Source organism: Baaleninema sp. (assembly GCF_049974805.1).
GTDB lineage: Bacteria > Cyanobacteriota > Cyanobacteriia > Cyanobacteriales > Geitlerinemataceae > Baaleninema.
In genome coordinates, this window is record NZ_JBNGCO010000071.1 from 1 (window position 1) to 26,498 (window position 26,498).

At 52.8% G+C, this 26,498-nt stretch carries 23 protein-coding genes and 2 pseudogenes; 5 read left to right on the top strand and 20 right to left on the bottom strand.

What is annotated here, in order from left to right; genetic code table 11:
• Together ACP5D4_RS14025 and ACP5D4_RS14030 are read right to left on the bottom strand one after the other, a co-directional pair.
• Window positions 1-1,689 (bottom strand): DUF3352 domain-containing protein (locus ACP5D4_RS14025; protein ID WP_428012244.1); only part of this gene is annotated, 1,689 nt, incomplete at its 3' end.
• Between the two features lie 124 nt (window positions 1,690-1,813).
• Window positions 1,814-2,776, bottom strand: a complete 963-nt coding sequence (locus tag ACP5D4_RS14030; protein ID WP_428012245.1) for a protease complex subunit PrcB family protein — start codon at window positions 2,774-2,776, stop codon at window positions 1,814-1,816.
• A gap of 376 nt (window positions 2,777-3,152) precedes the next feature.
• Here ACP5D4_RS14030 and ACP5D4_RS14035 point away from each other — a divergent pair, with 376 nt between their 5' ends.
• On the top strand, window positions 3,153-5,162 hold the full coding sequence (locus tag ACP5D4_RS14035) for an ATP-binding protein (protein WP_428012246.1): 2,010 nt from the start codon (window positions 3,153-3,155) through the stop codon (window positions 5,160-5,162).
• Here ACP5D4_RS14035 and ACP5D4_RS14040 read toward each other — a convergent pair.
• The 3 genes from ACP5D4_RS14040 to ACP5D4_RS14050 are packed head-to-tail and all read right to left on the bottom strand — an operon-like array spanning window position 5,150 to window position 7,359.
• A complete protein-coding gene (locus ACP5D4_RS14040; RefSeq protein ID WP_428012247.1) occupies window positions 5,150-6,076 on the bottom strand; it encodes an alpha/beta fold hydrolase in 927 nt (308 codons plus the stop codon). The two genes, ACP5D4_RS14035 and ACP5D4_RS14040, sit on opposite strands and share 13 nt — an antisense overlap.
• A 31-nt stretch (window positions 6,077-6,107) precedes the next feature.
• Complete coding sequence (locus ACP5D4_RS14045; RefSeq protein ID WP_428012248.1) at window positions 6,108-6,932, bottom strand: SDR family oxidoreductase; 825 nt, start codon at window positions 6,930-6,932, stop codon at window positions 6,108-6,110.
• A 28-nt stretch (window positions 6,933-6,960) separates the two neighbouring features.
• On the bottom strand, window positions 6,961-7,359 hold the full coding sequence (locus tag ACP5D4_RS14050; protein ID WP_428012249.1) for a DUF1824 family protein: 399 nt from the start codon (window positions 7,357-7,359) through the stop codon (window positions 6,961-6,963).
• Window positions 7,360-7,439: 80 nt separating this feature from the next.
• On the opposite strand from ACP5D4_RS14050, the gene msrB reads away from it, so the two are divergent.
• Window positions 7,440-7,838, top strand: coding sequence for a peptide-methionine (R)-S-oxide reductase MsrB (gene msrB / locus ACP5D4_RS14055; protein ID WP_428012250.1), 399 nt, complete (start codon window positions 7,440-7,442; stop codon window positions 7,836-7,838).
• 148 nt (window positions 7,839-7,986) lie between these two features.
• Here the strand turns inward: msrB and ACP5D4_RS14060 are convergent, their stop codons facing one another.
• The 11 genes from ACP5D4_RS14060 to psb27 form a co-directional block, all read right to left on the bottom strand.
• Complete coding sequence (locus ACP5D4_RS14060) at window positions 7,987-8,508, bottom strand: DUF1648 domain-containing protein (RefSeq protein WP_428012251.1); 522 nt, start codon at window positions 8,506-8,508, stop codon at window positions 7,987-7,989.
• Window positions 8,509-8,751: 243 nt separating this feature from the next.
• A complete protein-coding gene (locus tag ACP5D4_RS14065; protein ID WP_428012252.1) occupies window positions 8,752-9,801 on the bottom strand; it encodes a PstS family phosphate ABC transporter substrate-binding protein in 1,050 nt (349 codons plus the stop codon).
• A 175-nt stretch (window positions 9,802-9,976) separates the two neighbouring features.
• Window positions 9,977-10,771, bottom strand: a complete 795-nt coding sequence (locus ACP5D4_RS14070; RefSeq protein ID WP_428012253.1) for a response regulator transcription factor — start codon at window positions 10,769-10,771, stop codon at window positions 9,977-9,979.
• Between the two features lie 29 nt (window positions 10,772-10,800).
• The gene (gene pstB, locus ACP5D4_RS14075; RefSeq protein ID WP_428012254.1) at window positions 10,801-11,616 is read right to left on the bottom strand and encodes a phosphate ABC transporter ATP-binding protein PstB; all 816 of its coding nucleotides are present in this window, start codon (window positions 11,614-11,616) and stop codon (window positions 10,801-10,803) included.
• Between the two features lie 179 nt (window positions 11,617-11,795).
• Window positions 11,796-12,716, bottom strand: a complete 921-nt coding sequence (gene pstA, locus ACP5D4_RS14080; RefSeq protein WP_428012255.1) for a phosphate ABC transporter permease PstA — start codon at window positions 12,714-12,716, stop codon at window positions 11,796-11,798.
• A 9-nt stretch (window positions 12,717-12,725) separates the two neighbouring features.
• Window positions 12,726-13,739, bottom strand: coding sequence for a phosphate ABC transporter permease subunit PstC (pstC, locus tag ACP5D4_RS14085; RefSeq protein ID WP_428012256.1), 1,014 nt, complete (start codon window positions 13,737-13,739; stop codon window positions 12,726-12,728).
• Between the two features lie 168 nt (window positions 13,740-13,907).
• Window positions 13,908-14,957 (bottom strand): PstS family phosphate ABC transporter substrate-binding protein, encoded by a 1,050-nt coding sequence (locus tag ACP5D4_RS14090; RefSeq protein WP_428012257.1) that lies wholly within the window; start codon window positions 14,955-14,957, stop codon window positions 13,908-13,910.
• A 754-nt stretch (window positions 14,958-15,711) separates the two neighbouring features.
• Window positions 15,712-16,617 carry a phosphate ABC transporter ATP-binding protein gene (locus ACP5D4_RS14095; protein ID WP_428012258.1) on the bottom strand — a complete coding sequence of 302 codons (906 nt, stop codon included), beginning with the start codon at window positions 16,615-16,617 and terminating at the stop codon, window positions 15,712-15,714.
• A 56-nt stretch (window positions 16,618-16,673) separates the two neighbouring features.
• Window positions 16,674-18,608: a phosphate ABC transporter permease PstA gene (gene pstA / locus ACP5D4_RS14100; protein ID WP_428012259.1), complete on the bottom strand. Its 1,935-nt coding sequence runs from the start codon at window positions 18,606-18,608 to the stop codon at window positions 16,674-16,676.
• Window positions 18,609-19,136: 528 nt separating this feature from the next.
• The gene (locus tag ACP5D4_RS14105; protein WP_428012260.1) at window positions 19,137-20,633 is read right to left on the bottom strand and encodes a family 10 glycosylhydrolase; all 1,497 of its coding nucleotides are present in this window, start codon (window positions 20,631-20,633) and stop codon (window positions 19,137-19,139) included.
• Between the two features lie 301 nt (window positions 20,634-20,934).
• Entirely contained in the window at window positions 20,935-21,330 is a 396-nt protein-coding gene (gene psb27, locus ACP5D4_RS14110) for a photosystem II protein Psb27 (RefSeq protein ID WP_428012261.1), read from the bottom strand.
• Window positions 21,331-21,553: 223 nt separating this feature from the next.
• On the opposite strand from psb27, the gene ACP5D4_RS14115 reads away from it, so the two are divergent.
• From ACP5D4_RS14115 to ACP5D4_RS14125, 3 genes are all read left to right on the top strand, one after another.
• Complete coding sequence (locus ACP5D4_RS14115; protein ID WP_428012262.1) at window positions 21,554-21,694, top strand: hypothetical protein; 141 nt, start codon at window positions 21,554-21,556, stop codon at window positions 21,692-21,694.
• Window positions 21,695-21,777: 83 nt separating this feature from the next.
• Complete coding sequence (gene rpsO / locus ACP5D4_RS14120) at window positions 21,778-22,047, top strand: 30S ribosomal protein S15 (RefSeq protein WP_428012263.1); 270 nt, start codon at window positions 21,778-21,780, stop codon at window positions 22,045-22,047.
• Window positions 22,048-22,062: 15 nt separating this feature from the next.
• Window positions 22,063-22,587, top strand: a complete 525-nt coding sequence (locus tag ACP5D4_RS14125) for a PAM68 family protein (RefSeq protein WP_428012264.1) — start codon at window positions 22,063-22,065, stop codon at window positions 22,585-22,587.
• Window positions 22,588-22,731: 144 nt separating this feature from the next.
• On the opposite strand, the gene ACP5D4_RS14130 is transcribed toward ACP5D4_RS14125, so the two are convergent.
• The 4 genes and pseudogenes from ACP5D4_RS14130 to ACP5D4_RS14145 form a co-directional block, all read right to left on the bottom strand.
• Window positions 22,732-23,571 (bottom strand): YaaW family protein, encoded by an 840-nt coding sequence (locus ACP5D4_RS14130; RefSeq protein WP_428012265.1) that lies wholly within the window; start codon window positions 23,569-23,571, stop codon window positions 22,732-22,734.
• Window positions 23,572-23,707: 136 nt separating this feature from the next.
• A complete protein-coding gene (locus ACP5D4_RS14135; protein ID WP_428012266.1) occupies window positions 23,708-25,252 on the bottom strand; it encodes a cation:proton antiporter in 1,545 nt (514 codons plus the stop codon).
• Between the two features lie 191 nt (window positions 25,253-25,443).
• Window positions 25,444-25,719 (bottom strand): annotated as a pseudogene (gene hisE, locus ACP5D4_RS14140) (phosphoribosyl-ATP diphosphatase); the annotation flags it as partial.
• A gap of 49 nt (window positions 25,720-25,768) precedes the next feature.
• Window positions 25,769-26,455, bottom strand: a pseudogene (locus ACP5D4_RS14145) (RNA-guided endonuclease TnpB family protein).
• Window positions 26,456-26,498 lie beyond the last annotated feature (43 nt).

The window sequence follows — 26,498 nt, forward strand, 5'->3', positions numbered from 1 at the left end:
AGTGGGCACCCAGCGAACTGAGAATCCCCGCGCCTTTAGGCCGGGGAGTGTCAAGAAGGAACCATCGACGGAAAACGGCGCGTTCCAACTGATGAAGGGTTCTCCGGCGATGTCGGTGGTATCGATGGAGACGAGCCCCTCGCCGAGGCGCCCCACTAACTCGTCGAGAGCGGCGAGAAAGCGTTCGGCGGCGGGGCGATCGCTGGTTTCGAGGAGAATTCCCGTCGCGATTTTGAATTCGGGGGTGAAGCTGGGAAACAAACCGCCGTTGGAGGGAAAGGCGACAAAGGCGAATTCGCCGTCCATCCACTGGAGAATGTCTCGTTCTAACTCCAATCCGAGGTTCTCTGCGACTCCCCGACGCAGTTGGGTAACAAACTCCGCCAAGGGGGGAATTTGGCTGTAGGCGTCTAACACCAACGTCACGCTTTCCCCCAATTTTTGACCGTTCGCCGAACCGTAGACGGTGGCGGGAATATAGTCGAGGAGGCGGTTGGGGTTGGTGGCGTCAGCGGCCGTTTCCGGCTGCGGTTGGCGGTAGTACACCCGCATTTGACTCCGCACGCCACTTTCGTCAGTCCAAATCAGGGCTTCTCCTGTGGAATAGATTTGGGTGTAGGTTTCTACTAAGTTGGTGAAGGCTTCGCTGTCGGGAGTGGGAACTTGCGGCGTGGAAAGAGACAGTTCGAGATCCTTGAGTTGTTGGGCGATTTGTTTGAAATTTCCGTAAACCGCAATCAGGGATCGATCGAACGCCTCGTGCGCCAATATATTTTGAAAGGCGGGAACTTCAGCCAGGGGTTTGACGGTGTTGGGAAGATCGAGAAATCCCCGTAAATCCTCCGCACTGGCGGCGAATACCACGTATCCTGGCAAACGAGCGATCGCGAGACTGGGTTCGTACAGCGGCGTCGAGGGAAAGGGAACGGGGGGAATGTCGTCGGTGGGAGTCTCGGATGGCGTGTCGGGAAGGGTTGGCGGAAGCGTTTGCGCCCGGTGCGATCGCTTGAAATCCTTGAAAGAATTGGAGTTGAAAGAATTGGAGTTGAAAGAATTGGAGTTGAAAGAATTGGAGTTGAAAGAATTGAAGTTGAAAGAATTGAAGTTGAAAGAATTTGAATAGACTTCGATCGCCTTACTCGACGGAGGTTCGGAAGCCGGATCTAAGATAACCGAATCTTCCGGCGAGGGCATTTCTTCCAACCTTGGCGGCGGCGACGGATTTTCCTCGGGAAAAACCCAAAATTCAACGCCGTTGTGGGTTTGAGTTTCCGGGGGTTGGCTGCGACTGTCGCGCACGCGATCGAGATAGCGATCGAACGCTTCCCCGTCCCTCAGCGGAACCAGCGTAATCTCGTTAACCGGAACCTCCGAGGGTGTCGAAGAGAGGCTCAACGACGCAAACGCCGCCCACTCACCCGCCCACGATCGCAGGTTCCCACCGAAATCTTCCCCCGCTAGAGGCACGAACGGCAAAATCCCCGGCGCGTCGATATTCTCCGGAACTCCTGCAAACTGCGCTAAATTCGACCAAGTATTATCGGTTCGGAACAAAACCACCATCGCCGCGTTCGCCGGAAGATATTGCGTTACCGCTGGGGGAACGATTTCAGGCGGTTCGGATTCGGCGGCGTACCCCGCAGAAATCCCCCCAAACGTCAGAAAAGCTAAAGTGAGAAAACGTCTCATAATTGATAGGGAACCGGGAACCGGGGAACGTTGTCTGTCTTGTCTCCCCATCATCCCATCACCTCCTCATCCCATCATCCCATCATCCCATCATCCCATCATCTCCTCATCCCATCACCTCCATCTACGGACAAGGAGGCGCTTCGACGCTACGGCGAAACTCCACCGGGGCGGTGGTGCGATCGACTAACACCAGATGATAAGGCTGAGTGATGGCGGCGGTGGCGATACCGCAACTGCGGCGTTCGGTGTAGTGGACGACGACGGTGCCGTTGACGAGACGAATGGTGTCGATTTCGACGCTGTAGGCACCGCTGGGACGATCGCCGAGACCGACAGCAATTAGGGTTTTGTCGGTAAAATCGACCTCGGGAGGATCGGGCATGGGGTCGGTGTTGGCGTTGAGTTGTCGCCAGAAGCTGCGCCAGGGAAGGTTATCGTTAATGACACGCTCGAAGGCTCGATCGATACCGCTGTAATTGCCGCGATCGAGCGTCTCGAAGGGAACGACCACGCCGGGATCGCTCGGTTGTTGGGCGATGTCGGGGGCGCTGACGCCGACGAAGCAGGTGGAGGCTTCTGAGACGATGGCGAAATCCGGGGCGAGGTAGTGAATCACTTGAAATAAGGGTTGTGTGGCGGGACGTTGGGGGTTGCGAATTCCGAGAAACAAACCATTGCTGACCCCTTGGGCGGAAAAGACGCTGGTGAGGTTGGTGGTGGGTTCTTCCCCCAGGTTGTCCCATTCCATCGAGGTGACGGCGGGAAAGGAGAAACGCGGGGCGGTGGTAGCATCGACAACTTCCACGTCTAGGGGCGTCGGGGCAGCATTGCGGGCGCTGGTGACGATGAGAGACCAGTCTGAGGCGCGATCGAAGGGGATGGGTAACAGTCTCCCTTCTTCGTCGAATTCGGCGACGCCTTCAAGCCAGTAGGCGTAACGGCTTCCCCAAGGAACGTGACTTGGGGTGGCTGTCGCCGCGCAAACGACAGGTTGGGTTTCGCCGTGGGCGGGAAATACGGATAAGGCTGCCGTGAGGGAGAGGGTTAGGGGGAGAAAGAGCGATCGAGTCATCGTGATTTGCATCAGCCACCTCTACAGTCACGATCGGTTTGACTTCAATTTTAGGGGCATATGTTCCGGCTCGAGGTCGTTTTCCCTTCTCTTTTGTCATCTCGATCGACTCGTTTTTTTTTACAAGTGACATAATGTCATCCGAAAGTTTAATGCTTTTCTTCCGGTTTTTTCTATTCTTTTAGAATATATAAAACAATACAAAATCTTGCTAAAACAGGATAAATCAACAGGGTTTTGGGCTATAATAGATAGAAAGCCAAATCGAAAATTAGATATTGCCATAAAGATCGTAATTTTTAAATTGTCGCGTAACACGCTCCGTCTTCTAATGCTGCAGTCGATCGATACTCAGTCTCACCCTCTCCCAAGACCGAATTTTGGCGCGATGGTTCGTTCCTTAAAATTCGCAGGCTTATATGGATTGGTTTTTTTACTCTTAGAATCTCTCAGTATTCTACAGGTTTGGCACAGCTTTAACGCTCAAAAAACGAGCTTGATGACGGGCTATACTGAAAAGCTAGAGCATTCTTATGAAATTACTACCGACACCTACAAACTCGTCTCGCAAACGATTTACAACGAGGCGATCGATCGACCGGAAGTTATTGACTTAATCCGTCAGGCGAATACCGCTACCCCCGAAGCGCAAGAGGCGTTGAGAACCGAGTTATTTCAAAAACTCGACGTCACCTATGAAAAACTTAAAGAACAACATCTCAGACAACTCCATTTTCACTTACCCGACGGAACCAGTTTTCTGAGAATGCACCGCCCGAGTAAATTCGGCGATCCGTTATTTGACGTTCGTTATTCGGTGAAAATTGCCAACCAACAACAACGTTTTGTCTCCGGATTTGAAGAAGGACGAATTTTTAACGGATTTCGCTACGTTTTTCCGTTATTTTACCAGGATGATTCTGGAAAAAAGCAGCATATTGGCAGTGTAGAAACCAGTATCGGATTTCAAGCGATTCGCAACGAAATGGCGAAACTCTTTTCCGGCTGTTTTGAATTTATGCTGCGGGGTGATGTGGTGCGATCGAAAGTCTTCACGAACGAATTGAGTAACTACGTCGAAAGTCCCCTCAATTCAGAGTTCGTCATCGAATCAGAAGCCATGAGAAACCGCAGCCAACCGCAAACCCCCACCTGTCATCGCATCGATCGCCTAAACCGCCAACTCAAACCCATTATTGCTGACAGACTCGATCGCGGCGTTCCGTTTGCTATTGCTTTGCGCCTCGAAGCCGCCGATTACGTCGCCACCTTTTTCCCTGTAAAAAACTTACAAGATCGCGTCGTAGCCTATATCGTTTCTTACGAGCAAGATTTCAATTTAGGAGACTATCGAAGCAACGCTTTTTTGGTATTGTCTATTGCCACGGGTTTCAACCTAATTTTAATGACATTTATTGCCTATGTCAACCGCAGCCGAACCGTTCTCGATCGACAGAACAAAACCCTTCAAAACGAAGTCAACGCCAGAACCCTCGCCGAACAACAAGCCCAGCAGAAATCCGAAGCCCTGCAAGACGCCCTCGATCGCCTCAAACTCGCCCAAATCAAACTCATTCAAACCGAAAAAATGACCTCCCTCAACCAATTAGTTGCAGGAGTCGCCCACGAAATCAACAATCCCATCGGCTTTATCTACGGAAACGTTCACCACGCCCGAGAATACGCTGAAATACTCGATCGCGCCATCCAGCTTTACCAACAACCTAACTCCTCAAACAATGCGAGTTTACACGCCCAACTTAAAGACTTAGAACTCGACTTCGTGCGGGAAGATTTTCCCAAACTCCTCGACTCTATGAAATCGGGTGCGATGCGCGTAGAAAGTATCGTAAAATCCCTGAGAAACTTCTCCAGATTAGACGAATCCGAATTGAAACTCGTCAAGATTCGCGACGGAATCGACAGTACCTTAACCCTATTGCACCATCGCCTCAAGCCCAGCGAAAAACGCGGCGAAATTGAGATGGTCAAAACCTTCGAGGACTTACCGCCGTTGGAATGCTACGCCAGCTTACTCAACCAAGCGTTCATGAGTATTTTAGCCAACGCCATCGACGCCATCGATCGCCATCCTCCCCAAAAGGAAACCCCGAGAATTGGTATGTCTGCAACTCTCTCAAAAAAGACCGATATGGTCGATCGTATCCTCATCGAGATTTCCAACAACGGCGATACCATCCCCCCCGAGATACTCGATCGCATTTTCGATCCGTTTTTTACCACCAAACCCATCGGACAGGGAACGGGTTTAGGACTCAGCACCGCCTATTTTATCGTTGTCGAAACCCACGGCGGTCAACTCACCTGTCGTTCCGAACCCGGACGAGATACGGTATTTGCGATCGAACTTCCCGTCAAACAAATTCACAAACAATGATTCACGAACGCCACCGTTTCCTCAACAAACCTCACCGTCGATTCGTAAGGTAAAACATTGCGCCCCGGAATCACCTTTCCTTGTCCGTTGGGGAGATTGTCCAAATAATCCTTTAACCGCTTGTCTCCCGAATCCCTTTTCCCCTTGCGGCTAATTCCCGACGCCGCATCCCCAAACAACGCCAACACCGGTTGCTGCATCTGCGAAATCGCCTCGCCGTAATCCTGACGCCAGAATCCCGCCAGAAACGCAAACACCGCATAGCGACTCGCAGGATTTTGCGCCCCCTCGCACAGCATTCCCAACCAAGCCGCATCTACATCCTCGTCTTTGGCGAAAAGCTGCTTCTTAGAAAACGACTCCAAAAAACCTTCCCGTCTGGCGTATCGATAAAACCCGTTCCCCAACGGCGTATCGAAAAACAGATTCCAGCGAAGTTTTTGCGGTAGCGGTTTTCCCGGTTGCGTCATTAACCCCCACGCCGGAGGCCCCGACAACACCAAGCCTCGCACCCAGTCCGACGCCGATTCCACCAAACGAATCGCCACGGGAAACAACGCCCCCTGAACTACCAAAATCACGGGTTCGCCGACGACGGTTTCGATGAAATATTGCAACTGTTGCGCCCAATCCTCCGGACGATAGGCGATACGAGGCATTTCGCTGTCCCCGCAACCGAGTAAATCCGGGTTAAAAACGGGTTTGCGGTTTCCCTGGCGATACCACTCGATGCAAAACCGCTTCCAAAACAGTCGTGACAAGCCGACGCCGATGGGATGAATCGTTAAAATCGGCGTTCCGGAGGTTTCCTCGGGGGTTTGATGGACGCTGTAGGCGCAGCGATAGCCTTTCCAGGTGTAAAACTGGGTGGCCGGACGTTCGATCGCTTCGGGAGTCGGGGGTGCAGTTGGCATGGGTTTTGGTGAAAACAGAACTGGCTCAATGCTAAACAATCCGTTTGGGGTGAATCAACGCATACCCGGCTTGTTTCAATTTTTCATTGGAGACTTTGGCGTTGTAGGACGATCGACCCGCTTGGGACGCATCCCAAGTCACAGGGGGTAAATTATGAGTGCGACAGACTTTATCCACCAGTTCCCGCGTCGGTTGTACGTCGTCGTCCACCAGGTTGTAAATCCCGTTGAGACCCTGGCGTTCTGCAAAGGCGATCGCCCCCGCGATATCATCTAAATGCACCCAATTACTCATCCTCGAACCGTCCCCGGGTTGCGTCGTTCCCGCCATGCGGCGGTAAATTTTGGCGATTTCCCGTCCCGGTCCGTAAATTCCCCCCAACCGCAACAAGCAGATCGATCGATCCGCCGTCGCCACCTCTAACAACACCCGTTCGGTTTCCGCCAACACCGCCGCGTTGGGATTTCCCGGCTTAACCGGAGTGGTTTCCTCCACCCAATCGCCGCCGAAATCTCCGTAAACGCTGCAACTGCTGGTATAGAGAACCTGCTTCAGTCTCGGAACCTTCTCGAGAACCGAAACCAGAGTTTTCGCCGTTTGCAAATAGGCTTCGTCGTAGGTTTGGCGGCGTTTGGTACTGACGCTGACGAGAAGGCTGTCTTGTCCCTCCAGCAGTTGCGCCAGTTCCTCCCGGTTGTCGCCGCGAACCACCATCGCACGATCGCTAACAGCCTCCAGTTCCGGAATGCGATCGCGGTTCGTCGTCGTCGCCGTCACCGTCAAACCTTGCTGTTTCCAGTTGTCCGCGACGCGCAGTCCTACGTAACCACAGCCTAAAATTGCAACGTTCCTCATAGGTTTCGAGAAGGGTTTCGATCGAACATCAATCAAATAAGTCTAAAGGGAGATGGCCGTAAGTATCCCGAACGCCATCATCGTAATTGGACTGACAGGACACCAAAACCCCCCGTTCCCCTCCGAGATAGCTGTCGATGTAACATAGTCCCGAATAGGGGTTATATTTCACGTAAACCGACCCTTCGATGGGGTCCAACGTCGGAGGTCGATCGAACCCCAACGCCTCCACGTAGCGATGGAGTGCAGAAATCGCCGCCTCCGCCGTCTCCGCGCACACCCCGAAAATTTGATAGTCGCAGTGGGGGCGCACCGCGAACAAGGCTTGACGCAACTGGGATCGATCGACCGGGAAATCCGGGCGCAAACCCACTTGTTTCAACAGCTTTTGCGCCTCGTCTAAGGTTAGATCTGAAGTCTCAGACATAGAAAATGGAAAGATATAAAAGCCTGTGTTAACCTAATTATTGAAATATATTAACACGCGGTTGAGACTTTCAACGACTCATGGGAAACAAAATTCAAAAAAGCGACAAAGAATGGAAAGAACAGCTCACCCCAGAGCAATATAAAGTCACGCGACAAAAAGGCACAGAACGGGCGTTTACCGGGGAATATCACGACAACAAACGTCCGGGGATTTACAAATGTGTCTGCTGCGGAACCCCCCTCTTTTCCTCTGAAACCAAATACGAATCGGGGACGGGTTGGCCGAGCTTTTACGCCCCCATTGACAACGAAAACGTCGAAGAAAAAGAAGATCGCAGCTTCTTCATGACGCGAACCGAAGTCGTTTGCGCCAACTGCGACGCCCATTTAGGTCACGTTTTCAACGACGGACCTAACCCGACGGGACTCCGCTATTGCATGAATTCCGCCGCCCTCGACTTCGAGGAAAAACAATAACGATCGACAAAAAGGATTCCCATAACAACATTGACACGGGAATCCTTTTTGTTTTTCAAAAAACATGGATTCAAAATCAAGCGGTTAACTTCTTCCACAAATTATCTGGATATTTCCTGTGTCTGGTCTAAATCTTTACCCTCGTTTTTTACCCTCGTTTAAAGATAAATATCGGAGAAAGCGATAGTAAAACCGTTACCAAGACGTAGAGTGCGATGGCCATCCAAATTTCAAAACCCAGTCGAGGCGTTCCCGAAGAGAGATGAGCGTTGAAGGTAGAAATCTCAATATAAATCAGCAAAACATTAGTGGCAATTCCAATCAAATAATTTAAAGCAATAACCTTTAATATCGTGCGATCGCGACGAGATGGCTCGAGCCAATACTCTTTATTCGGAAGCTTTATCGAGGAAACAGGAATCGTTTGAATCAGTCGATCTAGACCCCAAAAAATAAATGCAACAAACGCCAGTAGAGCAAGATTTATGAGAGCGAAAACTGTCTTAGAACTCCAAGCATCAGGGGTTCCATCAAAGCGAAAATGAGAAGCCATGCGCTCGGGAAGCAGCGGATAGTAAATAGCGATCGTGACAAAACCGACCAATACCGATCCGTAAAACGCAGTCGAGATGGCCTTCGGCTTTTCAAAAATTTTGCGAAGAAACTGCATGGCTTTACTTATTTTAAAGGAAATTTGCTGTATAATAATAGAATAGATGGCATTTCAAAATCGAGCCAAATCTTAACATTTTGACACCGACGATCGATCTCGATTGAGACAACAGTTAGTTGACAGCATTTCCCGCCTCTAACTGAGAAATCGCAATAAAACCCCTTCCTTGCGCGAGAAAGGGGTTAGGATTTGCCGCTCGATCGTACCAAAATTGACAACAAACCCATCAAAAATATAAAGCTAAAACTCCGCCTCTTTCTGCAAAAGCTCCTCAATCGTGAGCTTCAACTGCGCCTCACCGCCGAAGACCGTTCCCACCTTACGATCTTCCAAATGCTCGTAAGCAATATTATAAATCTCGTCCGGAAGCGCCACGTATCCCACCACCTTCACAAACTGGCGTCCGTGAGTTAAATAATACTCCACAAAAGATCGAAGTTCCGGCTTGCGATCGAGGGCGTCGGCGTTGACGTAAATAAACAGCGGACGCGCAAACGGCTGATATTCCCCGCTAACCGTGGTTTCCCGCGACGGTAACACCCCGTTAACCGCTAAAGCCGTCAACTGCGCCGTATTTTCCTCGTAATAGGAATAGCCGAAATAACCGAGGCCGTTTTCATCGCGACTGACCCCCCGCACTAACAGCGTATCGTCTTCACTGGCGGTGTAGTCCGTGCGGCTGTTTCCCGCGTCTCCCGTCACCGCTTCCGTGAAATAGTCGAAGGTTCCCGAATCTTCCCCGGGACCGTAGAGATTGAGAGGATTGTCAGGCCAGGTCGATCGCACCTGATTCCAACTCGTCACCTGTCCCTCAGCCTCCCGTCCCCAGATGGTGGCCAGTTCCTCAAGAGTGATGTCCTCAGCCCAGTCGTTCTCCGGGTTTACCACCACCGCGATCGCGTCGTAAGCCACCGGAAGCTCAATATAACGAACTCCAGCAGTTTTACAAGTTTCCATTTCCGACTTAGAAATCGGACGGGAAGCGTTGTTGATATCCGTTTCCCCCGCACAGAAGCGGCGGAACCCGCCCCCCGTTCCCGAGACGGCGACATCGATTTGAGGTTTGCGATTGTCGAGAAGTTGGTATTCCTGAGCGATTTCGTTGGTAATCGGATAAACGGTACTCGAACCGTCAACGACGATCGCCGTACCGGTAGACCCTTGTGCTGAAACAGCTCCGTTGGCCGCCTCTTCCGGGGGACGCTGACATCCCACACCGAAAAAGAGGACGCTCAAAGAAATCGCCCAAGCCGAACCTTTAAAAAAATTACGTCGTTTGGTGGACAGCATTTTACCTGATTTTAGTAGTGTTTTTAGTCAATCCTGTACGAGAACAGACCCAGCCTCAACTGATTTTAATATTTTTTTCAATTGAAACAGGCTAAACTCACACACAAAAGAAAGACTCTCGAACGTCAAAATAAAAGTTGGGAGTTCGTTCGGTATTTGAAGTTCGCGCGATCGATTAACCAAACTGATAGCCTCGCCCCGGAACCGTCAAAATATAGTGAGTATGCTTGGGATCGGGTTCGATTTTCTTGCGAAGTTGGCTAACATGAACGTCAACAGTTTTCGTACTTCGCGGTACGCTCCGCTTCCAGACGCAATCGAGCAGTTCCTCCCGCGTCCAAGTGCGTCCTGGATGCTTCATAAACAGCCCCAACAGGCGAAACTCTTGGGGGGACAAGTGAATTTCTCGATCGCGCAACCAAACCCGATGTTCCCAGACATCGAACTTCAACTCTTCAAATTGCAACACAGAAAACTGCGACCAACAGCCCAAGAACCGCCGCAACAAACTGCGACACAAGGCCACCAGTTCGCCACAGTCGAAGGGCTTACTCAAACAGACGTCCGCACCCCGTTCTAAACCGAGAATGCGATCGACCTGACGGTCTGTTTCCTGTAGAACCAACACCGGAACGAACACCCCCTGCGTTCGCAGCAGTTGACAGAGTTCCAACCCATTTCGCTGGGACAGGTGAGATTCCAAAATCACCAAATGGAACGGAAAAGAGCGGGGATGGGGCATACTGCGATCGAGAAGCGTCGAAACCAACTGTCCCTCCGCATCTTCAATAGCCTGAAAACCTTCATCAGCCAACGTTCGAGCGATGCGCGATCGCGCAGAAGCATCGCGAACCGCCACTAACACCTGAATTCCCCAATCCCCAACCGAAAAAGCCAGTTCGGATGTCCCATCTCGAAAATTGAATCGACGGGACGAGCTACCCAGCCTCGGGGCAAACGTATTTTCCATCGATCTCGACGGTGATAGCCGTCGCCACCTTAACCGAAGCGACCGCTGACGTAATCCTGAGTTTCCTTCTGAGACGGATTATGGAAAATCGTCGTCGTTTCGTCATACTCCACCAAATACCCGACTTTATTTCCGGTATCCGTAGCCTCAGCGTTGTAGAATGCCGTAAGATCCGACACCCGAGACGCCTGCTGCATATTGTGGGTGACGATGACGATGGTGTACTGCTGCTTGAGTTCGTGAATCAACTCCTCGACGCGCAACGTCGAAATCGGGTCGAGCGCCGAACAGGGTTCGTCCATCAGAATAATTTCCGGCGCGATGGCAATAGCCCGGGCAATACACAACCGCTGTTGCTGCCCCCCGGAAAGCGCCAAACCGCTCTCTTGCAGCTTGTCTTTCACCTCGTCCCAAATCGCCGCTTTCCGCAACGACTGTTCGACGAGTTCGTCCATATCTCCGGTATAGCCGTTAATCCGCGCTCCAAAGGCGATATTTTCATAAATCGACTTCGGAAACGGGTTGGGTTTTTGAAACACCATTCCGATGCGACGGCGCAGGCGAACCGGATCGACAGAAGACGCGTACAAATTTGTCCCGTGGAAGGTAATTGTCCCTTCGACCCGGGCGCTTGGAATCAAATCGTTCATGCGGTTGAAGCAGCGTAAAACGGTACTTTTACCGCATCCCGACGGGCCGATAAACGCCACCACTCGATTTTTGGGAATATCGAGGGTGACGTCTCGCACTGCTAAATTCGATCCGTAGAAAACCTTGAGATTTTCTGTTTGCAGCGCGAGTTCGGAAGAAGCTTGGGTCACGTTGTTAGAAGATTGAGAAACCATATCGATACTTAGGAGTATAACAGAACCGATCTCGATCGAATCTGAGAAAGTGCCTTGCCACAGTTGAGTCAAACCGTTCTCTTACAACTCATCACAAGCGTCTTTTTATCGCCTTTTTCGCTTGACACTGTGACGAACCAGAACCGAACGAAACAACCCTAAAATTCAACAGCACCAGACTAAAAACGACGTTGGAACTTATTCCGCAAGAACACCGCGAAAGCGTTCATCGCCAGCAGCGAAACCATCAACACGATAATTCCCGACGCAGCGAGGTCGTGGAATTCCATTTGCGGTCGAGACACCCAGTTGTAAACCTGAATCGGCATCACCGTAAACGGACTTTGCAGGTTTTCCGGCAAAAACGAAATAAACGTCAGCGCCCCGATGGTAATCAACGGCGCCGTCTCTCCAATAGCCCGAGACAAAGCCAAAATCGTCCCCGTCAAAATCCCCGGTAACGCCAAAGGAAAAACATGCTCTCGCACCACCTGCCAGCGCGTCGCACCTAGGGCGAACCCCGCAAGGCGCAAACTATCCGGCACCGCCCGCAACGCTTCCCGCGTCGCTACAATAATCACGGGCAAAATCAACAAAGCCAGGGTCAACGCCCCAGACAGCAAACTTCGTCCGCCTGTAATCGGTTCCATAAACCGCACGAACACCATCAACCCCAACAACCCGTAAATAATCGAGGGAACCCCCGCCAAGTTGTTGATGTTAATTTCGATCAGCCGCGCGAACCAAGTATCAGTGGCGAACTCTTCAAGGAAAATTCCCGCCCCGACGCCGATGGGGAACGACACCACCGCCACCGTCACCATCATCCAAAGAGTGCCGAAAATGGCAGATTTCATCCCGGCGCGTTCCGGTTTGCGGGAGGGAAAGTTACTTAAAAAGCCCCAATCCAACGTCGGCAAGCCATCGACTAACACATCGACTAACAGGGCAGCCAAAACCACGATCGCGATCGCGATCGCAGTCCAAACGGCCACCGCAAAAATTTTGTCAATGTTGTATCGCTTCTGGAGGTTAGAAGAAAAACGCTCCGGGTCCGGAGTCGTATTTTGTTCGAGGAGTTGCGGATCTCGTGTCGTCATTATTCGTAATTATTCGTATTTCTCTCGGAAGCGTCGAACGAACCAAAAACTAAAGATATTCAGCACCAGGGTAATCAGGAACAGGGTCATCCCCACGGCGTAAATCGTCTTGTACGCCAGCGATCCCGCCGGAGTATCCCCCAAACTCACCTGCACGATGAACGCCGTCATCGTCATCACCGGAACGAAGGGATTGAAGCCCATGCGGGGGTTTTGTCCGGCTGCCAGGGTCACGATCATCGTTTCCCCGATTGCCCGCGAAATCGCCAAAATCAACGACGACACGATCCCCGACAACGCAGCGGGCAACACCACGGAAACAATGGTTTCTCGTTTGGTGGCGCCTAGGGCGTAAGCCCCATCTCGCAAGCTGCGAGGCACCGCGAAAATGGCGTCTTCGCTTAAGGAGGCCACCATCGGCGTAATCATAATCCCCAGGACGATTCCGGCACTGAGGGCGTTAAACCCTTGCAAGTCCGGCAGAAAGGTCTGTAACAGCGGCGTCACGAACAACAGGGCAAAATACCCGTACACCACCGTCGGCACCCCTGCCAGAATTTCCAGAATCGGCTTGAGAATGCTACGGGTTCGGGGCGTGGCGTATTCGCTCAAACAAATTGCCGAGAGCAACCCCAACGGCAACGCCACGATGACCGCAATTCCCGAGGTCATGACCGTGGCACTAATCAACACGAAAATCCCAAATTGGGCGCTGCTAAACAGCGGCGTCCATTTGGTATCCGTGAGAAAGTGTTTCAACGAGTATAGAAAGGTTTGAATATCTCCTCCGAGTCCTTCAAGGGATTGACCCCCGAGTTGTTCGGATAGTTTTTCGCGAAAGAAATCGTCGAGGAAAAATTCAAAGGTCTCGAAGATGAGGGTAAAAACAATCCCGATCGTCGTGGCCACCGACAAAAACGCGAACGCCCCGAAGATAATCTTCACCGCCATTTCGATGCGACGGTTCAGGGTTCGGTTCGGCTGCCAGAGATCGGTATTCGTAGAAGGTAAATCAACCGTCATGACAAAACTGAAACGGGTAAGGAACGGCTTATCGATTGTAGGGGAAAAGATTCCCCTACAGACATCTACAGATGTCGAAGGAGGAGAGGGGATCTCTACCGAGTTTCTGAGACAAAACTGGCTTGAGAGACTCCCCTTTTCCCAGAGAGAGGAGAATTCCTCGCCAGTCTACAGCTTGTCAGACAGCTTCACCCCTAGAGAAGAACCGCCTTCAAACATACTTCCGGTGACTTTGTTTTCGAGGCGTTCGCCAGCTTTGGTCAACAGTTCGTCTTTTAAGGGAACGTAGCCCACCTCGGAAATTAAGCTCTGGTTGGCTTGGGCGAGGTGGTACTCGGCAAAGGCTTTGACGGCCGGTTTGTTTTCCAGGGAGTCGGTCTTGACGTAGAAGAAAATCGGACGAGACAGAGGATTGTAGGTTCCGTCTGCGATCGCTTCTTCGCTCGGAACAATACATTCCCCGTTGGAGTTTTCAACGGGAACCACTTTCAGGGAGTCTTTGTTTTCTTCGTAGTAGGCGAAGCCAAAGAAGCCCAAACCGCCGTCGTCGGTGGAGACCCCTTGAACGATCACGTTGTCGTCTTCGCTGGCGGTGTAGTCGCCTCGGCTTTCTCCTTCTTCACCCACGGTGGCATCGGTGAAGTAGTCGTAGGTTCCCGAATCGGTTCCCGGTCCGTACAGGTTCAACGGTTTGTCAGGGAAGGTATCGCGGATTTGGTTCCAGTTGGTGATGCTGCCTTCGGCGTCGGGTTCCCACATTTGGCCGAGTTCTTCGGGGGTCAAGCATTCGACCCAGTCGTTGTCGGGGTGAACTACCACGGAAATGCCGTCGAAGGCTACGGGAAGCTCGACGTATTCGATACCAGCTTCTTCGCAAAGCTCCATTTCCGATTCTTTAATCGGACGAGAGGCGTTGGAGATGTCGGTTTCGCCCGCGCAGAATTTTTTGAAGCCGCCGCCGGAACCGGAGACGCCCACCGTCACGCGCACGTCGGGGTTTTCGTTCATGAACTCTTCCGCCATGGCTTCGGAGATGGGGAATACGGTACTCGAACCGTCTACGAGAACGTCTCCGCTGAGACCGGAACCTTCCTCGGTGGCTGCGGTGTCGCCTGTGGTGTCGGTGCCGCCACCACTACAGGCGGCGAGGGTCACAGCGAGTACTCCGACTAATAACGACAGAGATTTGGGTTTGAGGTTGAAGTTGAAAGCCATCATAGAGTCTCTTTCAGTTCTAAGTGTGTCGGTCTCGATTTAGAAGTATGAATGCTCGGAGCGAAGGAATGCGAATCGCGCACCTGTGATGCGGTAACTCGGCACATAACCAATATTCTAATTTTTGTCGATTGTCAAAGTTAAATGTACGTTAAGCTTGGGTTAAGAAATGAGAGAAAATTCTTCTGAGACGCCGATCGCACCCTTGAAAAAATGGGTCTCGGTCAGAGTTTTCCTGAATTCAGAGGCGGAAAACGGTTTCGATCGAGCGATGACCCGTTAGCGATCGCCTTTTTGTCAATTGTAGAGAATACAGAATATCTCGGTTTTTTATTTGTCGATCGCTCGCTCTCGCCCCTTTTACCCAAGGTGACTCTATCAATTTTTTTTGTTATATATTTTAAGAAACTATTAATCTTTCTCGAAAAAATCGAAGGGAGGTCAGACTTCAACGACAGCGATGGCATCCCCTCGACGCACCGAAAAGCCCCTCGAGGGAGGGAAAGGTTTCACGTCATTTATTGCGGTTCGATCGACAGAAAAAGCTTGATATTTTGCAGAAAATATGTATAAAAACCGCAAAATTGAGACAACCGAACCCGAAAAACTGTGGCGCATCTCAAATTGGTAAAAATCCACTCCAACGAGAAACCCAGTAAACCCCAATACTCTGTTCTATCAGCCCGAAGGGAGGCAGGAAAAACCGGGTGTTTCGGCCGACAAGGGAGCAACTGCCGAAGCCAAAGAAAGAGCCACCTCAGCGACGATTCGACCCGGCCGACAAATAATCCCGGGCGCTTTGATGGTGAGGTCGCGTAAACATCTCCAAAGTGGGGGCGTATTCCACCAACGTCCCCACCCGCTGCGTCGCCACCACCGGAACAGCCGGCCGCGACCCGGGAAACCAACGGCGTCGCGGGCGATCGCTGGTCTCGGGCAGATAATGTTCCACATTAAAAAACGCGATCCAATCCGTCACCCGCGCCGCTTGCTTCAAATTATGGGTGACGATAACAATGGTGTAACGTTGCTTCATCTGACAGAGTAAATCGTCGATATGATTCGACGAAATAGGATCGAGAGAGGCACAGGGTTCGTCCATCAAAATCACCTCGGGATCGAGGGCGATCGCCCGAGCAATACACAACCGCTGTTGCTGTCCGCCGGAAAGTTCCCAAGCATTTTTCTTCAAATCCCCTTTCACCTCCTCCCAGAGTCCCACCTGTTGCAACGACGCTTCCACTCGTTCGTCCAAATCGCCGCGATAGCCGTTAGCCCGTAGCGGAACCGCCACGTTATCGTAAATCGACATCGGAAAGGGATTAGGCCGTTGAAACACCATCCCGATGCGTCGCCGCACTTCCACCGGATGCAGTTTCGAGAGGTCGCGATCGCCGAGCCACACGCGCCCCGTCACCGTCGTCCCGTCAATTTCCTCGTTGAGTCGGTTCAAACAGCGCAAAAACGTACTTTTCCCGCATCCCGACGGTCCGATCGCCCCCGTCACCTGATGGCGGTACACCGTCAAATTCACCTCTTGTAGAGCGGGAACCCCGCGATAAAACACCGACAGATTTTCCACCCGCAACAGGGGATCGAGTCCCTCCCCCAACGCCGAACGGGATGGATTTCCCGTCGTGGGCAATGTCGTCTCTCCTGTCATATCCATAATCCTGCAAACTCTCCAACAGTTCTTTAAGATTCCTCAGCCAAAGATCCTCAGCGACGGCGCGATCGCTCCCGCAACAGCGAGGCGATGGCGTTCGCCGTCAAAATGATGCCGCCCAAAACCAAAATCGCGGCCGCCGCCACTTCCTGAAACTGCGCTTGCGGCCGCGACAACCAATAAAAAATCTGAGTCGTCAGCGTCGTAAAACTCCCCTGCAACCCTTCCCAAGACAGCCCCGGAACGAAAGACACATAGGCCACCGCCCCGATCGCAATTAACGGCACCGTTTCCCCGATGGCTCGAGACAAAGACAGTAAAATCCCCGTCAAAATCCCCGGCAACGCCGCCGGAAGCACCACGTATCGCACCGTCTGCCAGCGCGTCATCCCCACCGCAAACGCCGCGTAACGCTGCTGCTGCGACACCCCCCGCAACGCTGCCCGCGTCGCGATGGTCAACAGTGGTAAGAGGATAACCGCCAGCACCAAGGCCGCTGAAATCAAACTGCGTCCCCCCGTCACCTCCTGCCAAGACCGGGCGAACACCGCCAACCCCAGCAAGCCGTACAAAATCGACGGCACCGCCGCCAAATTGGCCAACACCGTATCCAAACCGCGACGGAAGGCGTTTCGCGGCAAATACTCCTCTAAATAAATCGCCGCCCCCACCCCTAGGGGAAACGCCAACGCCGCCGTCAGAACCATCAACCACAGGGTCCCCGCCAACGCCGCGTAAATTCCCGAACTTTCCGCGTTGCGGGAGGGGAAACTGGTCATGAATTCCCAGTCCAAACGGGACAGCCCCACCCGTAGCTGAAACGCCAACAACCCGAATACGACAAATCCCAGCAGCGACGCCAGCCAGCCCAACCCCGCAAACAGGCGATCGATCGCACTGCGACGGCCGAAGGACATGCGAAAATCCGCCTCGTCTCGGGTCTCGAAGTCTGCCGGGAAGTCTGCGGCCGGCAAACGTTCTGATTGTCCCCGGTCTGCGATCGCCTCCGGTGTCGAAATGCGATCGTCAGCGGTGGGAATTTCCCATCCCGCCATTTTGCGGCCGTAATAACTGACGAGCCACTGTCCCCAAGCGTTCATCGACAGAGTCACTAAAAACAACACCAACCCCACCGTAAAAATGGCGTGAAACACCAGCGATTGGGTGGGAACGTCTCCGAGACTGACTTGGAGGACGTAGGCGGTCATAGTTTCGATCGGCACTAGAGGATTGAAGGTCAAGCGGGGAATCTGTCCGGCGGCGACGGCGGCGATGGTGGTTTCGCTGAAGGCTCGCGACGCGGCCAGGGTCACAGCCGCCACGATCCCGGGAAACGCCACCGGAAGCAGGATTTTGACGACTGTTTCCCACCTCGTCAACCCCAGCACGTAGCCCCCTTCCCGCAGGGCGTCGGGAACGCTGCGGATGGCGTCTTCGCTAATCGAGGAAATCGTCGGCGTAATTAAGATTCCCGTGGCGATGCCCGCACTGAGGGCGTTAAATCCGCTCAAATTTTCAATGCCAAGGTGAAGGGTCGGCGTGAGGAAAAACAGCGCAAAATAGCCGTAGACGATGGTGGGAACGGCGGCGAGACTTTCGAGAACTGGTTTGACCGACTGGCGCACCGCATCGGGCGCGTATTCGCTGAGATAGATGGCAGCCAGGAGTCCTAGGGGAACCGCTACTGTCATGGCGATCGCCGTGACGAGTAGGGTTCCGCTGGCAATGACGGCGATGCCGAATTTGCGACTGGCAAACTGCGGCGTCCATTGGGTATCGGTTAAGAAATTCCACAGGGGAACTTCTCGGAAAAACAGGGCCGATTCGTGGATGAAAATCGAGACCGTCGCCACGAGAACGCCTACGGGAACGAGAGTCGCCAGGGCTAATAGAGTTTGCCAAAATCGCTCTCGCCAAACGGCAACGGCAAGCGTTCTCGTGTCAAAGCGATCGGACGACTCGTCTGGGGGCGAGACTAGCCAGTTCATGGGATTTCGTCAGCCCTCGCTGGAGCGGGCAAGGTCGTCGAGTTTCGCCAGGGAGAGACAGAGGACACGAGCTTTTGGTCTTGCGGTTGGTCTTGCGGTTGGTCTTGACGATCGCAACACCTCGGTTCGAGCCTCTCCTGGGGGAACAGTCGTTTCGACTCTTTTCTACCATCCCAAAAAACATCGAGGCTGACGTTAAGTTCTGCTTAAGATGCTGCCGCGATCGCACAATCTTTACGCTCCGCGATCGAATCTTTACGCTCGTTCGAGACTCCCTTGAGATCTCAGACCTTAGTGGTGCAGAAAAGTCCTGAAACCCTTCTTAGAAAAGATGTCGCCGTCTTAAAGGGTTGAACCCAAAATCTCAGATCGCTAAATCGCTGCCGGAGATCCCCGGCATTCCCAGATGCCGGAGATCTGGACTCGTTTATCATATTTGATATACTTTGTCAATGCTCAATCTCGAAAAGTTTTCTGCATAGAATATCCAACGACCTTTGAAGAGGGGTTCGATCGCCATCTTTTGTTCTAATCCTTTTGGCAAAACTTCCGCTGTCGATCGGATTCGGGAAACTGCCAAGAGTAGGCGAAATGGCTCACCGCATCGATATCTGGCACGGCCTGTTTTATCGCGTACATTTGCGCTTCCAACGAAGGGCGATTTTGTGTCGGTTCTCCCCACACTCCCGCCAACGCCGGAACGATCGTCGTTTCGTCAGAGGCGAAAGCTTCCACCCGCTGCAACTGTTCCACGATACAACTGGCGTCGCCGCACAGGCCGTAAAGCATAGGATGCCATTCCATGGACTCGGGAAAGCGATCCCAGGGTTGCAAGCGCGAATCGAAGCCTTCGCCGATGGGTTCGTTCCCTTCGGGGAAAAACACCGCCCCGGCGGGTAAGTCTTGGATGCGAACGGGTTCGACGGCTAAATCGAGAAAATCGAGAATGCCTTGGACGGCGTGGGCGACGCTGAGATGCCACAGGCGCGTTTGCACCGAACCGCGATTCGATCGAACCGCTTGCCAGCGAGGCTCTCCTTGGTTGGGGAATCGATCGTTAACGGTTCGTACATCATTATCGGTAATATAGCCGCGATCGAGATAGCGTTCGAGGAGTTCTCGGGCTTTGTCGTTGAGGGCCTGTTGCATCAACGCCGATCGCGAAGCTTCGCCGTAAATCCACAAATCCCGCACTTTCGTCGCCACCGACTCCGACCCCGGCAAGCGAGGATAGCGCACGTAATCGAACAGAACGCCGTCTGGCTGGCGCTGCAAGACCGAGTAAACCAACCATTGGTAGTCCCGTCTGGCTTGAGGGCTGTAGGGGTCGATAAAGGCTTGTGAGGCGTAGCTGTGGAGCAGGCTGTTATTGGTGGAATCGTCCGCCCGTCGGTGGTTGAGGGTGGTGACGTTATCGCCGTTACGGGCTAGAGCGTCGGCGCGATCGCTGCGCTGTCCGTAAGCGTAGCCGAAATTCATCGTAAACAGCCACGCATACACCTTGAGTCCCCGCTCTCTACCTTTTTCGACCGCTTCGGCCAGCAAGTCCGCGTCCTCGTAATCCGAAGAGTGCGTCACCGACTGCCAGGGGGTGGGGTTGTCGTCTACTGGAAGCAATACTTGACCGTCGTAGAAAGTTTCGATGTACACCTCGTTATAGCCGCGATTGACGATTCGATCGAACACCTGGTCTAACTGTCCCGGTTCCGCGTCGCAAGGGTACAATCGCAGCCACAGAGCTTGTCGTTTCGGCCAGAACTGCTGTCGGCATTGTTGCAGGGCGCTGCGGTGTCGCGACACCAAAATTTGATATCTAGCTTGAGCGTCAGAATCCCCATCTAACGCCGCTTGACGGAGGGTTTCCTTTTCCACCACCGCTTGGGGCGGTAAGCGACAGGGTTGTGCCGGGTCAGCCTGGGCGATAACCGGGGAACTACTTGAGAGGGACGTGCTGGCGAGGGCGACGAGAATACTTTGAGACACACGGCGTCCGATATCAGTAACGGTAGCGAGCAACGCAAACATCTGAAACGATCTAATCCAGCGAGACGACTAATACTTCTTCCATTTCCAGCGATCGCCGCGCGAATCCGCATTCCCCACTGACCTAGTTCCGTTATAGCGCCTTTTCTCCCTAGAAGGATTTCGAGTGAGCCGGGTTCCCCAAACCCTCGAAACCCCGTCGAGGCATTTCCGAGAACACCTCGACGGGGCGAATTTTTAAAGCATTTTTCCACGGGATTTCGGAAATACGCAGAAACCCGGCTTTGAAGACAATTCCGTTCTTTTAACGGGATTTCGGAAAAAGGCGATCGACCTGTAAAGCCTAAGCGCCCCGTTTCAAAGCCGCTTCCACTTGACGGAATTCCTGCTCTAACCGTTTTTTCAGTTTGGGAGACAGCGGACGGTTTCCGTAAGAGCGGTAATGTCCGGCTAACGCATCAAGCGCCGTTCGCATCGTCGTAAAAGAGGGCAAGCTCGACACAGAAGAATCCCGACGATAGAGCGAGAAGAAATCGTCGATATTTTGGCGAGCTTCCGCTTGCGCGGTCATTTTTTCCGGCGTTCCCTCGGGCAGTTCGATGGCCGTTCTCAGACTGTTGACGAGCGCCAGAGTATCGTCTCGGTAGTTCCCCGACAGGTTCGCACCGGGAGAACATCCCACCAGTCCCACAACGACCACCAGCAAGAGCGCGAACAGGCGCGATAACAATCGATTCATAAATTTGTAGAAATAACGACAGAAATTGGAAATTATTTCGATCCTACCCCGAAAAGGAAACCCGCGATCTGGCCGCGATCGCCGACGGTTTCTCAGTTCTCTAGCCGATCGATCGACCGATCCGGCATAATAAAGTCTTAAATATCGGGGTTGAAACTCGGGAGATCGATCGCCCTCAACCCGATAACACGCCGCTTTAACACCGAGCTTTAACAAAGAAACGATGCAAGAGACCGTTTTTAGCGTACTGTCCGTCACCGCCGTAGCCTTGCTGGTCGTCGTCACCGGAGGCATCGCCTATTTAACCTTTGCCGAATGGCGCGATCGACGACGCCAAGAACGAGAAAAGCGCGAACAACGGTGAAGATTTCCCGAGCGACGATTTCGAGCGCCCGTGGTTTTGTGATATGATGGGCATTTGCAACAGTTAAAGTCGATAAGCCGATTATGTCCCTCACCCAAGAAAACAAACAAGAGATCTTGGCGAACTACCAACAGCACGAAACCGACACCGGATCGGCAGAAGTGCAAGTGGCCATGCTGACGGAACGCATCAACCGTCTGAGCCAACACCTGCGCAGCAACAAAAAAGACTTTTCCTCTCAAAGAGGATTGATGAAAATGATCGGGCGGCGCAAAAGCCTGCTCGGATACATTCGCAAAAAAGACGAACAGCACTATCGCAACCTGATCGGCCGTCTCGGCATTCGCGGTTAATCCCCCATTAAGTTTATGGCTTCCGACCCCCAACGCAATCGCCTTCCCTTCGAGCCGGGAAAAAAGCGCAAAGCGAAAGCCAAAAAAAACGCCCCTCAACCCGAACGGGACTCGCCACCTCAACCCTCGCGAGCCACTCAGTCCGAACCCGCGCGATCGCAGTCGGCGACGCCTTCCCAACCGGCGTCTTCTGCGACTGGCTCCCGAGCCTCCCGCCAACAAACGGCAATTCCGGAGGCCGTAGGACGGCGAATGCTGGCGCGAGTGGGTTTGTTTAGCGGAACCCCGACGCTTTTGGGAATTTTGAGCTTAGTGGGGAGTTACTTTGTCGTCTCGCGCGAGTGGTTTCCACTTCCCAACGTCGCGGTGTTACTGGTGAGTATGGGCTGTTTCGGCTTGGGCGTTCTCGGCGTCAGTTACGGCGTTCTCTCCGCCTCTTGGGACGAAGACGACGAAGGGACGAAGTTGGGAATCCAAGAGTTTCAAACCAACTTCGGACGACTTCGCCAAGCATGGCGTTCCGCCCAACAGAAAGATTGAATTTTCTCCAATTTTCTCGAAACCTCGCGCGACACCGTGAGGTTTTTTTATAGGGTTAGGGTGTGTGACTTGAAAAATCGGGTGTGAATCCTCAGACCGAGAAATCACCCCATCCCCCCATCATCTCATCACCCCATCATCTCATCATCCCATCACCCACGCCTCGCCTCGCGTGAGGCGGATTTGCGCGAGGGCGAAGACGGTGGGGATAATGCGGGCGTAGTTGGTAGAGATCGATCGCCAACCGATATCGGCGAAAAACCAAGCCCACAACGCCGGCCCCACAAACGCAAACACTGTCCGCGTCATGGTATATCGCGCCGTTGCTGAAGCCATTCCGCGACGCGCCATCTGCAACGCCACGTAACTTTTAAACTTCGACGCCGCCACGGTAGTACCTCGAAGGGCTTCTTTCGCCATTTGGTATTTAGCGAACTCGATAGCGAACTGACGCGCCAACTGGTTCAACAAGATCGGACGCAATACCGAACTCACCGCCAGCGCACTTCCGCCTTTGACTAACCACCCCACAGGATCGCTTTGGATGTGAACCGGGAGAGGTTCTGGAAGTTCGGACTTCGCCAGAGACTTCTGAACCCGCACCATCAAGGCTTTCTGTTCCGAGGCGGGAAGCTGTTTCCAGGTGCGCCCCATTAAATTTAAAAAGATTTCGGCTTCTATATCTGTTGTGGAGAGGTCTTTGTTGTAGGGAATCCGCAGGTAACGACAGATTTGAATCAGTACATCGCGGTAGGAAACGCGATCGCTTTGTCCGCGCAACACCGTTAAGCCATCGGCGGCGAGAAAGCGAAACCGGGTTTCCAGGGCGGAAATCCAGTCTTCGCGGCGGCGACTTTGTACCTCGATGGGATCGGTGCGGTTGATGTAATCTAAGGGATTGAAGCGAGGACGGAAGAGAAGTTGCGTCAACCCCTCGAGTTCCTCGTCTGTAGCCAACTCCAGCGCGATTCTCAGTTCGTCCAAAATCGATGCCCTCCGTCCCAAGCGATCGAGTCGAGCGTTGTTGTCGAGCGTTGCGAACTATCTACGATCGATCCTCAACGGTTCACTCATCTTCGATCGTAACATTGCCCGTCGGGAAAGTTCCCCAGCATGGGGGTCACGATTCTTGAATGATTTCCTGTAAAAACGGCGCGAGTTCTTTGTTTAACTGTCCCGATCGCACGAATTCGGCGTAAGTATCGGCTTCGATGGCTAAAAGTTTGGACTTGACAATTTCGTTGGCGTAATCCTGCAAGTCGGGATCTTCTTTTTGCAGTCCCTCGATCTGACTTTGCAGTTTTTGCAGTTCGCCGCGCACCAAGGCAAACTGGTATTGATAAAACTCTTCGTCGATTTCCGGACGTCGATCGTGATTTTCGAGATAGTTCAACACCCGTTCCAGCGCCGAACGACGCGCCATCGCTTCGACGAACTCCTCGCGACGAGACTGTTCGTCGAGTAACCCCAGATTCTGCAACAGGGATTTCGTCGTCAACCCTTGCACCAGCAGCGTGAACAACACCACGCCGAAAACAATCCCGATGATATCTTCCCGTTGAGATAACATCGCCGGAACGCTCAACGCCAGGGCGATGGACACCGAACCGCGCAAACCGCCCCACCATAACACCGTGAGTTCTTTGACGCTAATTTTCGAGTCCACCAGCGTGTTACTCAAACTTCCCAACCCGAAAATCGAAATTCCCCGCGTCAGCAACACGGCGGCGATCGCAATTCCCATCGGAACCAGGTTCTCTTGTAAACTCTCGAACTGGACGCGATCGCCGATCAACAGAAACACGATCGAATTAACAAAAAAGGCGATAAACTCCCAAAACTCGCTCACCAACAGCCGCGTTCTCGGATTCATCCCGATGCGCGATCCGAAATTCCCCAGAATTACCCCCGTCGTCACCACGCCAATCACCCCAGAACCGCCGAGATTCTCCGTAATCACGTAAGTTCCGTAAGCCGCCACCAGAGTCAGCGATTGTTCCACCAGAGGAAGATCGAACCGCTGCGTCAGATAGGAAATTCCGAAACCGATCGCACTTCCCATCCCCACACCAACGCCGACGAACACCGCAAAATCGGCGATTGTCGATCGAACCGAAAACTCCTCCGTTCCCAACGCCACGGCGACGAGAAGGCTAAACGCCACCACCGCCACGCCGTCGTTAAACAGACTTTCCCCTTCCATCAACGTCGTCAAGCGGCGACTCACCCCCAACTCCCGAAACAGGGAAATCACCGAAACCGGATCGGTCGCCGCCAAACTCGCCCCCACCAGCAACGACACCGCCAGGGGAATATCCGTAAACTGCGCCAGCATCCAGCCAATTCCCAACACCGACACCAGCACCCCCGCCACAGCGAACAGCGTCACCGGAAATAAATCCCGTTTGAGATCCTTCCAACGGAGGTTCCACCCCGCCTCAAACAGCAACGGCGGTAGAAAAATCTCCAAAATCAACTCGGGAGAGAGGTTCACCAGGCGCACGTCTTCAAACGCCAGCAGCACCCCCACGATGACGAGAAGCAACGTATAAGGAATCTGGCGCATAAAGCTCACCGTCCGCGACAGCGTAACCACGCTCAGCGATACAGACAGTACCAGCAAGAATTTTTCGAGATTCGCCTGAATTAAGGTTTCGTGCGCCATTTTTACAGTGTTCGTAGGGTGCGTGACTCGAACAATCGGGGGTGAATCGTGAGACCGATAAATTGTCACGCACCGACAATGTACATCGCCAACATACAAGGGTGTGTCACGCGGCCGGAAAATGTGGCCGCAGTCGGGTCAATGAATTGCTACCGCGTCACGCACCGACTCCTCATCACCCCATCACCCCATCACCGCCGCCGTTCTTCTAACTTTTTGTAAACATCCTTGATATCTACGCCGTGATGTGCTAAAGCAACCAGAGTGTGATACATCAAATCGGCGGCTTCTCCAGCAATCTCGTCGGCGTCGTCGTCTTTACAAGCCATGACGACTTCTGCGGCTTCTTCGCCGATTTTCTTCAAAATCTTGTTGTCGCCTCCGGCGAACAACTTACAGGTATAGGAACCTTCTTGAGGATTGTCGCGTCGATCGCAAATCGTCGCAAACAACTCTGACAGGGGATCGCTGGTGGATACGGAACTCGTCATTACTCTTTTAACTCGAACGAAAACTCTAACAAAAACTCAGACTCAGATCGTCTCTCCACGCTTCGACGTGGCGTCGAAACCATAGTAACTTTGACATCCTCACCGCCGAAGGAAGGACGGTGATTCCTAAACCTCGCGATTTAGGTTCCTGCTTCTTTCTCATCCGAGTTTTTCGCAGTTGCTCTTGGGAACAATGTCCTTCAAGTCTTACACTCGCTTCACAGGCTGTAACGGTGTGTCCCACCGCCAAAAGATTCTGTGCGGCGTTGATGTCCCGGTCGTGAACCGTCCCACATTTCGGACAAGTCCACTCTCTGACATCCAACGCCATCGAATCGGCTTTGTGTCCGCAACATCCCCCCTTTAGTTCCCCCCTTAATAAGGGGGGTTAGGGGGGATTCGGGAACCATCGATCTACCTTGACGAGCGTTCGTCCGTACCACTGACATTTATAGTCCAGTTGGTTGACAAACTCTCCCCAGGCACAATCAGAGATATGTTTGGCGAGTTTAGGATTTCTCACCATCCCTATCCCCCCTTTAGTTCCCCCCTTAATAAGGGGGGTTAGGGGGGATTCCACCACAATCGTTTGGTTCTCACGAACGAGGCGGGTTGTCAGCTTGTGCAGGTAGTCGCTCCTCGAATCGCGAATTTCTTCGTGAATCTTGGCAACTTTACGACGCGCCTTCTCTCGATTCCGAGAACCCTTCATCTTGCGAGAGAGAGCTTTCTGGGCGCGTCTCAGGCATCCCCCC

Excerpts from the sequence above, each read along its gene's own strand:
- ACP5D4_RS14030 (WP_428012245.1), bottom strand. The coding sequence starts at position 2,776 with ATGCAAATCACGATGACTCGATCGCTCTTTCTCCCCCTAACCCTCTCC.
- ACP5D4_RS14035 (WP_428012246.1), top strand. The coding sequence starts at position 3,153 with ATGGTTCGTTCCTTAAAATTCGCAGGCTTATATGGATTGGTTTTTTTA.
- ACP5D4_RS14040 (WP_428012247.1), bottom strand. The coding sequence starts at position 6,076 with ATGCCAACTGCACCCCCGACTCCCGAAGCGATCGAACGTCCGGCCACC.
- ACP5D4_RS14045 (WP_428012248.1), bottom strand. The coding sequence starts at position 6,932 with ATGAGGAACGTTGCAATTTTAGGCTGTGGTTACGTAGGACTGCGCGTC.
- ACP5D4_RS14050 (WP_428012249.1), bottom strand. The coding sequence starts at position 7,359 with ATGTCTGAGACTTCAGATCTAACCTTAGACGAGGCGCAAAAGCTGTTG.
- msrB (WP_428012250.1), top strand. The coding sequence starts at position 7,440 with ATGGGAAACAAAATTCAAAAAAGCGACAAAGAATGGAAAGAACAGCTC.
- ACP5D4_RS14060 (WP_428012251.1), bottom strand. The coding sequence starts at position 8,508 with ATGCAGTTTCTTCGCAAAATTTTTGAAAAGCCGAAGGCCATCTCGACT.
- ACP5D4_RS14065 (WP_428012252.1), bottom strand. The coding sequence starts at position 9,801 with ATGCTGTCCACCAAACGACGTAATTTTTTTAAAGGTTCGGCTTGGGCG.
- ACP5D4_RS14070 (WP_428012253.1), bottom strand. The coding sequence starts at position 10,771 with ATGGAAAATACGTTTGCCCCGAGGCTGGGTAGCTCGTCCCGTCGATTC.
- pstB (WP_428012254.1), bottom strand. The coding sequence starts at position 11,616 with ATGGTTTCTCAATCTTCTAACAACGTGACCCAAGCTTCTTCCGAACTC.
- pstA (WP_428012255.1), bottom strand. The coding sequence starts at position 12,716 with ATGACGACACGAGATCCGCAACTCCTCGAACAAAATACGACTCCGGAC.
- pstC (WP_428012256.1), bottom strand. The coding sequence starts at position 13,739 with ATGACGGTTGATTTACCTTCTACGAATACCGATCTCTGGCAGCCGAAC.
- ACP5D4_RS14090 (WP_428012257.1), bottom strand. The coding sequence starts at position 14,957 with ATGATGGCTTTCAACTTCAACCTCAAACCCAAATCTCTGTCGTTATTA.
- ACP5D4_RS14095 (WP_428012258.1), bottom strand. The coding sequence starts at position 16,617 with ATGACAGGAGAGACGACATTGCCCACGACGGGAAATCCATCCCGTTCG.
- pstA (WP_428012259.1), bottom strand. The coding sequence starts at position 18,608 with ATGAACTGGCTAGTCTCGCCCCCAGACGAGTCGTCCGATCGCTTTGAC.
- ACP5D4_RS14105 (WP_428012260.1), bottom strand. The coding sequence starts at position 20,633 with ATGTTTGCGTTGCTCGCTACCGTTACTGATATCGGACGCCGTGTGTCT.
- psb27 (WP_428012261.1), bottom strand. The coding sequence starts at position 21,330 with ATGAATCGATTGTTATCGCGCCTGTTCGCGCTCTTGCTGGTGGTCGTT.
- ACP5D4_RS14115 (WP_428012262.1), top strand. The coding sequence starts at position 21,554 with ATGCAAGAGACCGTTTTTAGCGTACTGTCCGTCACCGCCGTAGCCTTG.
- rpsO (WP_428012263.1), top strand. The coding sequence starts at position 21,778 with ATGTCCCTCACCCAAGAAAACAAACAAGAGATCTTGGCGAACTACCAA.
- ACP5D4_RS14125 (WP_428012264.1), top strand. The coding sequence starts at position 22,063 with ATGGCTTCCGACCCCCAACGCAATCGCCTTCCCTTCGAGCCGGGAAAA.
- ACP5D4_RS14135 (WP_428012266.1), bottom strand. The coding sequence starts at position 25,252 with ATGGCGCACGAAACCTTAATTCAGGCGAATCTCGAAAAATTCTTGCTG.